This is a genomic window from Brevibacterium sp. XM4083 (genome assembly GCF_006489205.2).
In the GTDB taxonomy this organism is placed as follows: Bacteria; Actinomycetota; Actinomycetes; order Actinomycetales; family Brevibacteriaceae; genus Brevibacterium.
This window is the reverse complement of record NZ_VFYR02000001.1, coordinates 1,006,457-1,020,352: the sequence shown is the minus strand read 5'-3', so window position 1 is coordinate 1,020,352 and position 13,896 is coordinate 1,006,457. Positions and strand designations below refer to the sequence as shown.

Here is a 13,896-nt window from a genome sequence, read left to right as displayed (position 1 = left end):
CATGAGCACCACCACACTGACCGACGATCCGTGGTCGGGCTTCCTCGACCACCTGCGCGATCGCACCTCCACCACCTCGCGTTCGCGGGCAGAGGGTTTCTCCACTGAACTGTGGAACGCCACGGCTGGCAGCGGACTGTTCAGCACCCTCGCTGTCGAAGGCATCGGAAGCAGCGGAATGCGGGCCGCCATCGACCGGATTCGCGCGCTTGGACGTACCAGTCCCGACCGAGGCCTGACCTTCTCAGCTGTGACCCAGCTGGCCAGTACCATCTACTGCCTGCGGGCCTTTGCGGACAAAGAACTGCAAGAGCACTACCTGCCTGCAGCCGAGGCTGGAAACGCCATCGGCGGTCACGCCATCACCGAAGCTGGAGCAGGCTCCGATGTGATGAGCATGAGCACAACGGCGAGCCTTCGAGACGGACACTACGTGCTGAACGGCACCAAGCGGTTCATCACCAACGCACCGATCGCCTCGACTCTCGTCGTCTACGCCAAGACCGTCGAAGACGGCGTCGACAAGGGGCTCTCAGCGTTCCTCATCGAGACAGGGTGGCCTGGCGTCGATACCTCACAGCCCATGCCTACCGCGGGGCTGAGCACATCCCCCATCGGGGAAGTCTCGTTGCAGGACGTCCAGGTGCCGGCGCGGAACCGCATCGGCCACACCGGCGCCGGACTGCTCATCCTCGACCAGGTCATGAAACGCGAGATCCTGCTCGCCTTCGCCGGCAACATCGGCGAGATGGAGCAACTGGTCTCCCGCTCGGTCCGCTACGTCAACGACCGCAAACAGTTTGGTACCAGCATCGGCAGCAACCAGCTCGTGGCCGACCGGATCGTCGAGACCCAGATGGCCATCGAGCTCGGCGGGGCCCTCCTGGAGTCGATCGCGGAACGCCTCGACGGGTTCGAGGACGTCACCATCCCGATTGCGGCGGCAAAGGTATTCATCAGCGAGGCCAATGTCGACTCTGCGATCAACGCCATCCGAGTCCACGGTGGCAACGGCTACCTGGCCGCATCACCGCTGCCCACCTTCCTGCTCGATGCCATCCCCGGAGCAATCTACTCCGGTTCGAATGACCTCCTGCGCACCAAGATCGCCACCATGTTGGGAGTGACCTCATGATCGCCCACGACCCGCAGCTCACCGACGCAACCGCGGTATTCGACTACGAGGACCCTGCCGTCTCCCGGTTCGTTGAAGAGGCCGGCTGCTACAGCGAAACGAACATCGCCAAGGCTGTCGAGCGCCTGCACGATGCAGTCCGCGACACCATCGACTACAACGTCTTCAACGTCCCGCTGAACACAGAGCTCAGCGCCTCCGGCGTCGTCGACGAGCCCTCCGGCTTCTGCCTGCACAAGAGCATCCTGTTCGTTGCCGGCTGCCGCCGGCTGGGAGTGCCTGCCGTCCTCTGCTCCGACGTGGTCACCAACCACGTCGCCGACGCGGCAATGCATGAACTTGTCGGAGGAGAGGAGTTCCTGCACTGGTACGCACGGATCTACCTCAACGGTCGCTGGATCAAGGCCGCTCCGATCTTCAACACCCTGCTGTGCATGCTCTACGGAATCGACGTCCTCCGCTTCAACCCGAGCGGCGACGCCATCGAGCAGCGCAACAGCGACAGCACGAAGATGCACTATCGGGGCGAGCAACGCTCCTATTCCGACCCGACCATGGCCGAGCTGCTGGAAGCCATTACGACCAAGCACCCGAAGATGGTCACCGATCACGGCCGGACACCGACCTCGCTCAGCCTGGCCGGAACGCCGCTGCCGAACTAGAAAGGAAGACACACATGTGGAAATACGACGGATGGGAATCCGACTTCAAACTCGGAATCGTCACCCCTCACGCTGACATCGGCCCGGAGGCCGAAGCCCAGGCGATGCTCACCGGCACGCGCAGCACTGTCCATGGAGCCCGTGTCGATTTCAGCCCGATGCACCCGGGCGGGACGATCGACGAGAAGATCGCCCATGACCCGGTTTTGCAGTTCATCTCCCCGGAAATCATCGACCGCACAGTTGAGAGCCTCTCCAGCTCACCGCTGGATGCGATTGGGCTGGCCTTCACCAGCTCCTCGTTCAAGATCGGCGCCGAGCGCGAGCAGGAGCTACTTGCGAGACTGTCCGGGGTCAGCCATGGAATCAAGCTGAACACCACCGGCACGGCGGCCAGCGCAGCGATTCGGCAGCTGGGGCTGGAGAAGATCGCAGTCATGGCCCCTTCCTGGTTCGACGAGGAGCTCTGTGCTGCTGGGGACTCCTACTTCCGAAACCAGGGCTTGGATATCATCTCGGCAACGCCCAGTGGCCCTGTCGGAGGTCCGCTGACGATCGACCCGGCCTCGACGGCCGCCGCCGTGGAGAAGCTGGTCGCAGACACCGGTGCAGAGACTGTCTTCATCGCCGGCAACGGGCAGCGAGCGATCGGTTCGATCGACTACCTCGAACGTCATCTGGGAATCACCGTGCTCACCGCCAACCAGGTTCTCGTATGGGCCAGTCTGGAGGGCACTGAACTGAGATCGCAGGTGAGAGGATACGGATGCCTCTTCGAGCAGGGGTGACCCGGAAGCACACCCATGGTACTATTACGTGCATGTACATGGAATCTTCCGAGTCAGTAGAGACCCCCCCGGTCCGCAACCTCAGCGCGTCGTGGGCGCAGGTTGCAGCGATCGTCGCCGCGGTCGACGCCACACTAGGTAAGTGGCTGGTCGACAACTACAACATCGGCCTCACCGAGTACCGAGCCGTGCTTCATCTGAGCCGTACATCCGATCGGGAGCTGCGGATCACCGAGCTCGCGAACCGGGTCGGCCTCACCCAGAGCTCGGTGACTCGACTGGTCGGACGCATGGAGGACAAGGGGTTGGCCTTCCGAGACACCTGCCCTGACGACGGACGAGGGGTGTACGCGGTCATCACCGATACCGGCCTGGACGCCGTGACGGAGATTCGTGAGCCATACGAAACGAAAATCTGCGAGCTGCTCAGCGGTGCAGCCAAACAGTATCCGCAGCTGGACCTGGTTGATCTCGACCAATCGTTCGAAGCGATCAGCAAGCTCATCTCCTAAGAGTCACCCCGTCAGTCGGGGCCGACTTGCACCCATATACATGTATGCACATGCACACTTAACAATCACTGAATTGAAAGGACTGATCCATGACTACGAAGATTGATGTTTTTGTTGACTACGTCTGCCCCTTCTGCTTCCTCGTGGAGGGAGCCATCGAAGAGCTCAAGCAAGACCGCGACGTCGAGGTGACCATCCGGCCCTTCGAACTACGCCCCGACCCTGTCCCCACTCTGCGACCCGAAGACGACTATCTGCCGCGGATCTGGAAGGACGCGGTCTACCCGATGGCCGAGCGCCTCAATGTTCCCATCAGCCTCCCGACGATCTCCCCCCAGCCACGCACCGAGAAGGCGTTCATGGTGCTCCAGCTGGCCCAGGAGAACGGCAAGGCCGATGCGTACTCCGAGGCAATGTTCAAAGCGTTCTTTCAGGACGACCGGAACATCGGCGATGACGACGTGGTCGTTGACGTCGCCACCTCGGTAGGACTTGACGCGAGCGAGGTTGAAGCCGCTCTGCACAGCGAGGACCGACGGGCCAAACAGCAAGCCGACCAGGACTACGCGGTCAACGCCATCGGCGTCACCTCTGTGCCGGGCATCATGGTCGACGGACACCTTCTGGCCGGAGTGCCCAGCGCCACACGGCTGAAGAAGACCGTCGACGACCTGACCACCGGAACTGCCACGAGCGAGGTTCGCTCATGAGCGCGACTTCCCCGAACGCCCTCGCCGAAGTCATGGACCAGGCCGTTGAGAGGTGCGTGGAGCACGTCGAGGCCGGAGGGTTGCCCTTCGTCGGCGTAGTCATCGATGACTCGGGCATCATCTCCGGCTTCGGGGTCAACCGAGTTCGCGAGACTCGCGACCCAAATGCTCACGCCGAGATCGTCGCCATGCGTGAAGTCCTCGAGGAGGACGGCCGGGAGGACCTATCCGGAACCACGCTGCTGGCCACCGGCGAACCCTGCGGGCTCTGCTATCGCTTCGCCCTCGACCACGGCATCGAAGCCATCTGCGTGGCCGTCGACCGCGACGTCGTCGCCAGATGGGGGTTCGACTATCGCGCCAGCTACCCCTCGCTGGGTATCACCGATGGGCTCCGGTCCGCCGTCTTCAATCATCTGCCCACCGAGCGCGGCAACGAGCCGTTCTCTCGATACCTCCAGACACAGAACAACCACGGACGCTAACCAGCGCTCCTGTGCCCCCCCCTGAAAGGAAACTCACCATGAGTTGGCTCTACCTCGGCATCGCCGTCATCTTCGAAGTCGCAGTCGGCATCTCCGCCGGAAAGGCACAAGGCTTCACCAAACTCTGGTGGAGCATCGCCACCCTCGTCAGTGGCGGCATCGCCACCTTCTTCCTCAGTCTGGCCCTGCTGACCTTCGACGTCGGCGTCGGCTACGCACTGTGGACCTCTCTAGCCGGCGTCGGAATTGTCATCCTCGGCGCGCTCTTCCTTTCTCAGAAACTGACTTGGAAGAAGCTACTGGGTATCGGCGTCGTCATCGCAGGCGTCGTCGGGCTCAACCTCGCCGGTACTGCCTAATCACTCTCCCCTGCCCAAGCTTAAGAAAGGAGTGCAGTCATGACCACCACTGCGACCCGCGACACCACCGCCCCGGAAACCACTGAGAAAAAGGCGGGCCCCTGGCTGGCCCTGCTACTCGCCGGAGGATTCGAAGTTGGATATGCCCTCAGCGTTAACGGCAGCGAAGGATTCACCAATCTCACTTGGTCCCTCGTAGCGATCGTCTTCTTCCTCTTCACTCTGTTCTTCCTCAGTGTGGCTCTGAAGAAGATTGACGTTGGCATCGGTTACGCCGTCTGGGCTGGCATCGGCGCCGTCGGCGCCGCCCTACTGGGACCTGTCTTCTTCGATGAGACCCTCACCCTCGTGAAGGCGTTCTGGCTGGCGGTCATCATCGGCGGTGTCATCTGGCTCAAGCTCGCCGACAGCCCAAAGCTCGAGGCGAAGAAGGGCGATGACCAGGCCATCGCGGCCCCGGAACAGCACCAGTGACATCCCGTCGGCCCGCCCCCGCCCGCTCTGTGGCTCGAATCGCCACGGCAGCGGGCGGCGGGTTCGCCGCGTTCTACACTTTCTACACGACAGCATCGAGCACTCTCGATGGAACCGGGATCTCAGCCGGTACCCGCGTCGGCATCGTGATGTTGGTTGTCGTCGCCGTCCAACCGCTCCTGCTCCTGGGACGAAACTGGGTCAAGAACCGGCGCCTCGCCGTCATGCTCGCACTCACGTCGATGGGGGTGGGAAGCGCGGTTTTACCGGTGGCGAACCAGTGGCCAGGTTCGCTCCTTCTCGGTCTCGGCTTCGGGGTCTTCGTAGTGATGAGCACCGTCTGGGTAAAAGAACAAGCGGCACCGGGGCAGACAGGCCGTGCCCTGGGCACATACGGCTTCGGTTCGGCAGCGGGTGGAGCTTTAGGCGCTCCGATCGGCCTCTACGCTGTCGAGCAGGGGGGTCAACTGGCTGTCGCCGTCGTCGGTTGCGCCTTCGCACTGTGCGCCCTCCTCCCTGCCTGGCAAGCGAAGGCAACGACAGGGCACCGTTCTGATTCACAGGCAGGTCACGGACCCGAGGAGGCCACGGTCGCGGACCAACTAGCGGGTCCGCGGGCCTCTTCCGCTACTGCAGTTGTCAGTATCAGTCTGCTTGGTCACCTACTCGCAGTGAGCCTCTACGCCGCCGTTCTGTCCTCCGTAGGCAATACAAGCGGCGCTTGGCTGCCCGTCCTGGCCGCATTGATCATCCAGGTGACCTTGGCACCAGGCCGCCTGGTCGGAGGACATCTCTCCGATCGGTACCCACCACTGCTCATCCTGGTGCTGGCTGTCGGGCTCCTCACCCTGTCAACGGTGGGCTTCTCTGTCATCACTTCTCAGCTGGGCATCCTCGTTGCCGTTGCAGTCATCGGATTTGCCTCAGGTGTAGGCCAGACGGCTGCCCTGACCGCCATGATGCGGCGCGCCCGGACCTCCCGAGCGACGGAAACGGCCAGCGCAGGATGGAATATCGCCTTCGATGGCGGTTTAGGAATTGGCGCACTTGCCGCCGGCTGGCTGACGATTCAAGGCTAGTTGCAAACCGTAGACGAGGCATTTTTCTGAGTACCACAGTCCGGCTCCTAGTTAGGAAAGGATCATCTTCGAGAGAAGGGAAGCAGTATCCGTCCCGCACAAGAAATGGAACACGACGACCCCCGATAGGACATAGGAGATCCTCTCCCCTGCGCGTACGCAAATTGATCGAACGCTCAAGCCGAAGGTTGAGAACAGGAAACCGGAAACCACGAAGGAGACAGGCGAAATGTCAAAGAAGATCATGGTGTCAATTGGTATCGATGTGGACGCCGTCGCAGGATGGCTCGGCTCCTACGGAGGACAAGACTCCCCAAGTGATATATCCCGCGGGATGTTTGCGGGAGAGCTGGGCGTACCACGACTGCTCAAACTAGTGAACGATCGCAGGGTTTCAGTGACGTGGTTCTGGCCCGGACACTCGATTGAGACGTTTCCCGATAAGTTCGAAGCTACGGTAGCCGCGGGCCACGAAGTCGGGATGCACGGCTACAGCCACGAAAACCCGCTGTCGATGACGCCTGAGCAGGAGGCAGAAGTCGCAGACTACTGTCTGGAGCTGTTCGAGTCACGCATGGGAGAGCGACCGCTGGGTTACGTGGCACCCTGGTGGGAGTTCTCAACGGCCACCCATGAGATCCTGCGCGAGCGCGGGTTCCTCTACGACCACTCGCTCATGCACCACGATCACACACCGTACTATGTGCGCGCCGGAGATGAGTGGACGCCGATCAATTATGAGGCGGCTTCCGCGAAGGAGTGGATGAAGCCACTCGTGCGCGGCACAGAGACCGACCTTGTTGAGATCCCGGCAAGCTGGTATCTGGATGATCAACCTCCCATGATGTTCGTCAAGGGAAGCGCGAACAGCCACGGATATGTAACTCCTCGGGCAATCGAGTCGCTATGGCAGGATCAATTCGACTGGGTATACCGCGAGATGGACTACGCCGTCTTCCCCATGACAATCCATCCGGATGTGAGCGGTCGCCCACAGAACCTCCTGATGCTGGAGCGGTTCATCGAACATATGTCAAAGCATGACGGTGTCGAGTTCATGTCTATGAAGGACGTCGCATTCGACTTTAAGCAGCGGTTCCCTCGCAACGAGTCCTGATGGGCTCACATGACTCGTGGGTTGGGGGCGCCAGATGTATAGCTTCTCTCTGGCGCTCCCAGCCAGGGAGTTTCACTTGGCTATAGAAGTCCATAACGGAGAGGGAGACGGAAGGCGCTTCCAGGTTCATGATCCAAGACTCCCGGAGGCGGGACGTGTCATTACTCGTCGCATCACGAATAGGTTTATCCGCTCTTATAGATCGCATAGAAGTCAATCGTGACTTCCCCGGAAATGTGTTGGCAGGGATCGCAGCGATCAGGCGATGTGGATCTCGATCCGTATGCGATGGCGACTCGGTCTAGCACTGGGATGTGTCAGCGTGGCACATCTTGGTTTCGACCTATCGTTGCCCGGACCACCACGGTCTACCGACCGTCAGGCCCTTTTGCATATGACTGTGTGAAGCTCATTGTTGTCCGCGACGGCTCCGCAATCCTCTACAGCCACTACTTTGGTGAACACCACATTAAGCTGGGCGACGCGGTGCTTTTGGGCCCTGGTGTCCTTTGCGGTAGCGAGCCCGAAGGGCATAACACGGTCACTACGATCTACCTCGATATCGACTACGTGCTAGACCAGCTCTTCTGGCAGCACGTGGGTGTCCTGAACAGTAGGCTCGACGCCTATACCTTGGCCAACACCCTCTATACCGAGCCCGCCCAGGTGCTCTCACTTGGTGAGGAACAAGCGAGCCTTCTCATGCCCTGGCTAGATGAGCTGGTCGGCCTCAGCGTCGCCGGGGCCCCGAGAGGTCGCTTCCACAGAATGCAGTCGCTCTGGGCATCGATCGCTGATCGTATCGCGCCGTTCGTCCAGACCAGCACGCCACAGACGTTCGTCGGGTCCGGTCCGAGTCTGACGACGCGTTACCGCCGTTTTCATCCGCTACGACGAGAAGCACAGAAGGTCTATGAGGCGATCACGGCTGACCTGGCTCGGCGTTGGACGGTGAAGGAACTGTCAGACGTCGCTCATCTCTCCGAACGTCAACTTGCACGTGTTTACCGCGAGGCCTATGGGAAAACGCCGCTGGCACACCTGGTGTTGCTCAGGGTGCAGGAGATGGCTCGTCTACTCCGGGAAACAGACCTCACGATCGGTGAGATCGCTCTCTCGGTGGGATGGCGCTCGCGTGATCACGCCTCGAAAGTCTTCCGCGCGGCTACCGGAATCTCGCCGCAACGGTTCCGAAGCATGGAGGTCAGTGCCGAGTCGACCCGTCGGATTTAGACATCGGCACGTGCTGATCAGACATCTTTCGCAACTCTCATCACCACGCGGCTTCTTGGCTTGCTATGCCAGATGAACGTCAGATGCGACACGCGGTCTGACGGCCAGACTACTCACCGACCGTGAGTACGACCGTCTCGACTCGCCGGGTTCCACCCGCGCACCTGCCGGTAGCAGGACTTATCCCACACCCCGGGATAGGAACTGCGGTGAGGAGACCTGGTGATGAGCACACGATGGAGCGGAGCACACAAGAGCGACGCTAGCCCCAGAGTCGAGAGCGTGGGCATGCGCTTCACGCGAGAGATGCGTGCGTGATGGCTGAGCACGGCGCCGTCTCCTCAGTCCTCCTGCAGATCGACGATTCGTGGCCGACCGGTGCGGCTGCACGCGAGTTCGCCCGTGCCGGGGTGCCCATCTTCCCCTGTGCGCCGAACGGCAAGCGCCCTCTGACCCACGGTGGGTTCCATGACGCGACCGCGGATCTTCATCAGATCCGGACGTGGTGGGATCAGATCCCCAACGCCAATATCGGCCTGCCTACCGGCGGCACCAGCGGCGTGGTCGTGGTCGACGTCGACCTGCACGAGCGAGTCAACGGTTTCGACGCGATCAACCGTGCTCACGACGCGGGCATGCTCGGGCATTGGGAAGTCGTCACTCGTACACCCTCGGGCGGGGCCCACTTGTTCTACCCCGCCACGCCTCAGACCCCGCAGCGTTCCTGGCAAGCAGCGCGTGCCGGTGTCGATTTCCGCGGGGACGGCGGCTACATCATCGTCCCGCCGTCTCATCGCAGCATCGACGGGCAACAGCGTCACTACACGCTCGAGCAGATCAATCACGGGCCCGCCTCCGCTTTGGATGCCCAGCGGTTGCGGGACTTCCTTGACCCCAGGCCGCAGGTCCCTGCCCCTGAGTCGCGCGGGGCACCCCGTTCCGCGAATGTCGCTGCCCTGGCTGAGCGGGTGGCGAGTCTGCGCGAAGGCGAAAGGAACCTCGGTCTGTTCAAGGCTGCCTGCCGTCTCGCCGAGAACGGGACGTCTCCCAACGATGCTCTGGACGTTCTCGGTGCTGCCGCGGGTCAGGCGGGTCTAGGGCAGCGGGAGATCAGCCGGACAGTGCGCTCGGCTTACGCCAATGTCCACGGCACTGGGGCACGCCAAGGCTCATCCGCGACTGATCAGCAGAGCTCGTTCACTCCGGCACGAACGGGCCCATCGCATCCGCCGGTGTACCGGGTGATGTGATCATGGTCGGTTCGCAACGGTGGGGGTGGGCGGTCATCACGGCTGCCGGCGGAACGATCGGCATCGCCCTGGGCGCATTCTGGCTGTCCTTCACCGCCCTGGCGGATCTGGCCCGGCGCTCCGGTATCGCCGGCTCCCAGGCATGGGTGTGGCCGCTGCTGGTCGATGGGCTCATCGTCGTTGCCACCATCGCTGTCGTGGCCCTCGATGGACGCCCCGGCGCCTGGTACCCGTGGGGGTTGCTGGTCGCCGGTGCTCTGGTTTCGGTCACCGCCAACGCGATGCATGCCGTCGTCGCCGCTGAGGCATCAGTACCGGGTCTGCTGGCCTCGGTCATCGCCTCGGTCCCGCCGCTGGTGCTGCTGGCCTCGACACACCTGACCGTCGTCCTGATCCGCTCCACCCACCACACGCCAGCCTCGGAGCCGCCCGGCGCAGAGGCGGTCAGCGCTCCGCCCAGGCCCGACCGCCTCCTCGAGGTCGACGTGAGCGAGGAGCGGCAGACCCCGGACGAGGCTGTGCTGACCTCGGCCACCGTGGCAGACCTGCCCGCGCCGGCCCTGACGCCGACGGCACCGGAGCAGGCCGAACAAGACTCAGCCGCACCCCGCCAGACGACATCAGACGAGAGAGCCCACGTCGCCTGGCCAAACGCCGACTCTGAGACTCCAATGCCGGATCGGAGGGCTGAGGCGGCTCGGCTGTGGGAGGCCGGGTGGTCGAACAAGGCCATCGCCGCGCACCTGAACGTTCACCCCTCCACCATCGGACGCTGGCGCACCCGCCAGACCACCACCGCCCCATCCCACCCGGACGAGGCTGCAGAGAAGGAGAGCACATCATGGGTTCCGAGAACGCCTGGGCGGCAGAGAACTGGGACAGCTTCACCCCACCCGATCCCGAACCCTGGGACGCGCTGAACACCGCGCCCACCCCGGACTCAGGCGCCGACCACACCCCGGGGCGGGACCTGCCCGAACCGGAGCCAGAGCAGGAGACCGCGCGGATCGCCGAGGGACACGGCACCGGTACCCCGGAGGCGATCGAGCACGAGAAAACCGCTACGCGTCGGGCCAGCCTCCTCCAACGCCTGAAGGCACCACAGGGCCGCGGGGTCGACTGGGTGCGCCCGACCGATCTGGTCGCCCGGTCCTCGGCGGCGATGGCCGGACGCGGGATCGCCCTGCAGGAGCACCTGGCCCGCAAGGTCGACCGCGGCCTGGCCACCGCCGGGAAGACGGCAGGGGCCTATGCGGCGAAGAAGCTGCCCTCGCTGAAGTCTTTCGGCCGCGGATTCACCCGCGAACCGGCCACCCGGTCGGCCCTGGGACGGAACTAGGCGATGAGCACCCATGAGACCCCAACCGACCCCCATCCGCATCCGTGGGCAGCGATGTGCACCTGAGTATCAGGAGGTAACCCCGATGAAGACCAGCTTGCTCGAACCCGAAGACTTCACGACCAGCGAGGGCTTGCGCGCCCTACTGAACCGCCTGCACGAGACCGGCGCCGAAGCCTGGCGGTCTGATCCCGTGGCGGCGGATCTGATGGAACACGCTGCCGCGAAGTACGCGCCGCTGGCTCGCAAGCACGGCCTCGACCCCTGGGAGGCGGCGAGCGCTGCCTTCGATGTCATGCGCACCCGCTCGGCGAGGACCGCGACAGACCCGTGGGGCGTGATCACCCATGCGGTGCGGATCACCTGTATCGCCGAAGAACGCGCCCAAGGCCTGCTGTGCTCGGTCCACCAGGCGAGGCGCCCGCATGTCTCGGCCTTCCACGACCCCGAACGGATCTCCGACCGGGAGAACCCGCTGACGGACTATCACGAAGCGTTCCACGTCACCGATCCTGATCCCACCGAGGATCCCGTCGAGCACGACGAGAACGAAGACCGGCGGGAGTACGACACCTACACCACCGCGACCAGCCTGATCGAAGACACCGTCGCCTTCGTGACCGCGATGACCTGGCCACCGGCACTGGCCCGGGCCGCCGTCGAGCACGTCTGCCAGGAACTGGGCCGCGCCGGCTCCCGGCGCACCGCCTATGAGTCCCTGCGCCGGGACAAGCACGCCCAGGCACTGCTGGATATCGAGGCCGAATCCTGGTCGGTACTGCTCAAGGCCATGCTCGGCCACCCGCACCCGGCCTACGCCTCGACCAACACCGGCCGCGGCATCCTGCTGCGGCTGCTCATCGGCGAAACACTGCCGATCCTGATGCGCGATGACGACCTGGTCCTCACCCTGTCCCTGGCCGCCCCGCACCGGAGAGGATCGCACTGATGGGCCAGGGACACGGTCACATCGAGCTCCGGCGGGCCGTCGCCTCGATCACGATCGGGCACCGGCACCGGACCGATCTCGGCGACATCGAGGCCCTGGCCGCATCCATTTCTGAGCTCGGGCTGCTGCAGCCGCCGACGATCACCACCGATGGGAACCTGGTCTGCGGCGCTCGCCGCCTAGCGGCGGTGAAGACGCTGGGATGGCGAACGGTGGATGTGTGGGTGCGCTCGAGCATCTCGGATCGGCTCGGACACCTGCTGGCCGAACAGGATGAGAACACCCAGCACAAGGACCTCACCCCTGTCGAGGCCGCTGCCCTGTACCGGGAGTTGAAGGCGCTCATGGCCGAAGACGCCCACCGACGCAAGCAGGCCAGCCAGTTCAGTGATCAGCAAAACCCCAGGTCAGACGGTCCCGCAAAATTTGCGGGACCGTCAGGGGCTCTCGGCGAGGCCCGTGAGCAGGCGGCGGCGATGATCCCGGGCGGGGCCTCTCACACCACGCTGGACAAGATCAACTACCTGCACCAGCTCGCCACCGACCCCGAGACCCCTCAGGCACTGCGGGACCAGGTCTCAGCGGAGCTGGAGGCGATCAACGACGGTGGCCCCGTCCACCCGGCCTATGAACGCATCCGTGCTCTGCAGCAGTCCGAGGCCACGATGGCCGGGACTCCGAATTTGCAGAGCATCGCCGACGAGGCGCTGGCCAGGGTTCACCGGGCCAAGGACGCCCCGGCCCCTACCAGCCGTGACGACACGGGTGCTACCGGTGAGGAGCCGGTGGCCCGGATCGTTCGCTGGCCGCTGCGGGCGTTCCTGGCGACCTGGCTTGAGCTGGAGAACTGGTGGGTCCACTACAACGCCGAAGCCCTGGCCGCTGAGCTGACCGAGGAACAGATCACCAGCTTCCTGGCCACCGCGGAGGGGACCAGCGAGTTCGCCCACCAGCTGCGCGCCGCCCGCGACGAGCAGGACGACGACCCCCGACGAGGCCACTTGCGCGCCCTGTAGGGACCTACTGCTTCGACCGCCGTGGGTGCGAGGGTGCACCTGGGTGGTATGACGAGAACTGATGACTCACCGCGGCTACGCCGCCGCCACATCGCCCTGGCCATCGCCGCGATCATCCTGCTGATCCTCACCGGGGTCGGGGTCTACGGCATCATCATCGGCCCCGCCAACCCCGAGCGCACCGCCCCAGATCCTGGCCCTCTCATCACCGAGGCACCAACGCCGTCGGGGAACCCTGCCGAGATCGAGATCCCTGGCATCACTGCCTCCACGGATCCGGAGGTCTTCGCCCGCAGTGCCGCCGAGGCCCTGTTCACCTGGGACACCGCCAGTGGGATGAGGCCTCTGGATTACACCGCCACGCTGTTGGAGTTCGCCGACCCCAGCGGGAGCGAGCAGGCCGGACTGGCCTCTGACATCGCCGGCTACCTCCCGACCCGCGAGGCCTGGGTGGAGCTGCGCAAGTACTCCACCCGCCAGCACCTGAGCATCGAGAAGGCCTACGTGCCCGAGCAGTGGGATGAGGCCCTGGAACAGGCCAGGCCCGGGCAATTGCCCGAAGGGGCCACGGCCATCACCATCGAAGGCACCCGACACCGAGACGGCATATGGAACGAGGAACCGGTCGCCTCCGAGCACTCGGTCGCCTTCACCCTCTTCCTCACCTGCCCACCGGCCACCAGCCCAGCAGAGGCCACCGCGACTGGGTCTCCTTCTGCTGACGGGCAGGAGGCGTCGTGCTTTCTGATGCGGCTCTCAGCTCTCGATACGCCTCTGCGCTGAGTCGG

General features: G+C 63.9%; 17 protein-coding genes. All 17 read left to right on the top strand.

Annotation, left to right across the window (positions count from 1 at the left end; genetic code table 11):
* The first annotated feature begins 1 nt into the window (after position 1).
* The 17 genes from FJ887_RS04430 (at position 2) to FJ887_RS04350 (ending at position 13,891) form a co-directional block, all read left to right on the top strand.
* The gene (locus FJ887_RS04430; RefSeq protein WP_140954761.1) at positions 2–1,135 is read left to right on the top strand and encodes an acyl-CoA dehydrogenase family protein; all 1,134 of its coding nucleotides are present in this window, start codon (positions 2–4) and stop codon (positions 1,133–1,135) included.
* A complete protein-coding gene (locus FJ887_RS04425) occupies positions 1,132–1,797 on the top strand; it encodes a transglutaminase-like domain-containing protein (protein WP_140954762.1) in 666 nt (221 codons plus the stop codon). Before FJ887_RS04430 ends, FJ887_RS04425 begins: the two co-directional genes overlap by 4 nt.
* Positions 1,798–1,811: 14 nt before the next feature.
* Positions 1,812–2,585: a maleate cis-trans isomerase family protein gene (locus FJ887_RS04420; protein ID WP_140954763.1), complete on the top strand. Its 774-nt coding sequence runs from the start codon at positions 1,812–1,814 to the stop codon at positions 2,583–2,585.
* A 32-nt stretch (positions 2,586–2,617) separates the two neighbouring features.
* On the top strand, positions 2,618–3,097 hold the full coding sequence (locus tag FJ887_RS04415) for a MarR family winged helix-turn-helix transcriptional regulator (RefSeq protein WP_250786151.1): 480 nt from the start codon (positions 2,618–2,620) through the stop codon (positions 3,095–3,097).
* An 89-nt stretch (positions 3,098–3,186) separates the two neighbouring features.
* Positions 3,187–3,807: a DsbA family oxidoreductase gene (locus FJ887_RS04410; protein ID WP_140954764.1), complete on the top strand. Its 621-nt coding sequence runs from the start codon at positions 3,187–3,189 to the stop codon at positions 3,805–3,807.
* Positions 3,804–4,292 carry a nucleoside deaminase gene (locus tag FJ887_RS04405; RefSeq protein ID WP_140954765.1) on the top strand — a complete coding sequence of 163 codons (489 nt, stop codon included), beginning with the start codon at positions 3,804–3,806 and terminating at the stop codon, positions 4,290–4,292. The genes FJ887_RS04410 and FJ887_RS04405 overlap by 4 nt, the downstream gene beginning before the upstream one ends.
* Before the next feature lie 38 nt (positions 4,293–4,330).
* Positions 4,331–4,651 (top strand): DMT family transporter, encoded by a 321-nt coding sequence (locus FJ887_RS04400; protein ID WP_131333037.1) that lies wholly within the window; start codon positions 4,331–4,333, stop codon positions 4,649–4,651.
* 39 nt (positions 4,652–4,690) lie between these two features.
* Positions 4,691–5,125, top strand: coding sequence for a DMT family transporter (locus FJ887_RS04395; RefSeq protein WP_140954766.1), 435 nt, complete (start codon positions 4,691–4,693; stop codon positions 5,123–5,125).
* Positions 5,122–6,204, top strand: coding sequence for an MFS transporter (locus tag FJ887_RS04390; protein ID WP_140954767.1), 1,083 nt, complete (start codon positions 5,122–5,124; stop codon positions 6,202–6,204). Before FJ887_RS04395 ends, FJ887_RS04390 begins: the two co-directional genes overlap by 4 nt.
* A 229-nt stretch (positions 6,205–6,433) precedes the next feature.
* Positions 6,434–7,321 carry a polysaccharide deacetylase family protein gene (locus FJ887_RS04385; RefSeq protein ID WP_140954768.1) on the top strand — a complete coding sequence of 296 codons (888 nt, stop codon included), beginning with the start codon at positions 6,434–6,436 and terminating at the stop codon, positions 7,319–7,321.
* Positions 7,322–7,723: 402 nt separating this feature from the next.
* A complete protein-coding gene (locus FJ887_RS04380) occupies positions 7,724–8,554 on the top strand; it encodes a helix-turn-helix transcriptional regulator (protein WP_250786150.1) in 831 nt (276 codons plus the stop codon).
* A 317-nt stretch (positions 8,555–8,871) separates the two neighbouring features.
* Positions 8,872–9,804: a bifunctional DNA primase/polymerase gene (locus FJ887_RS04375; RefSeq protein WP_140954769.1), complete on the top strand. Its 933-nt coding sequence runs from the start codon at positions 8,872–8,874 to the stop codon at positions 9,802–9,804.
* Between the two features lie 2 nt (positions 9,805–9,806).
* Entirely contained in the window at positions 9,807–10,724 is a 918-nt protein-coding gene (locus FJ887_RS04370; RefSeq protein WP_140954928.1) for a DUF2637 domain-containing protein, read from the top strand.
* Positions 10,646–11,143: a hypothetical protein gene (locus FJ887_RS04365; protein WP_140954770.1), complete on the top strand. Its 498-nt coding sequence runs from the start codon at positions 10,646–10,648 to the stop codon at positions 11,141–11,143. The genes FJ887_RS04370 and FJ887_RS04365 overlap by 79 nt, the downstream gene beginning before the upstream one ends.
* 85 nt (positions 11,144–11,228) lie before the next feature.
* On the top strand, positions 11,229–12,092 hold the full coding sequence (locus tag FJ887_RS04360) for a hypothetical protein (RefSeq protein WP_140954771.1): 864 nt from the start codon (positions 11,229–11,231) through the stop codon (positions 12,090–12,092).
* Positions 12,092–13,108, top strand: coding sequence for a ParB N-terminal domain-containing protein (locus tag FJ887_RS04355; protein WP_140954772.1), 1,017 nt, complete (start codon positions 12,092–12,094; stop codon positions 13,106–13,108). The genes FJ887_RS04360 and FJ887_RS04355 overlap by 1 nt, the downstream gene beginning before the upstream one ends.
* A gap of 48 nt (positions 13,109–13,156) precedes the next feature.
* A complete protein-coding gene (locus tag FJ887_RS04350; protein WP_140954773.1) occupies positions 13,157–13,891 on the top strand; it encodes a hypothetical protein in 735 nt (244 codons plus the stop codon).
* The last annotated feature ends 5 nt before the right edge of the window (positions 13,892–13,896 follow it).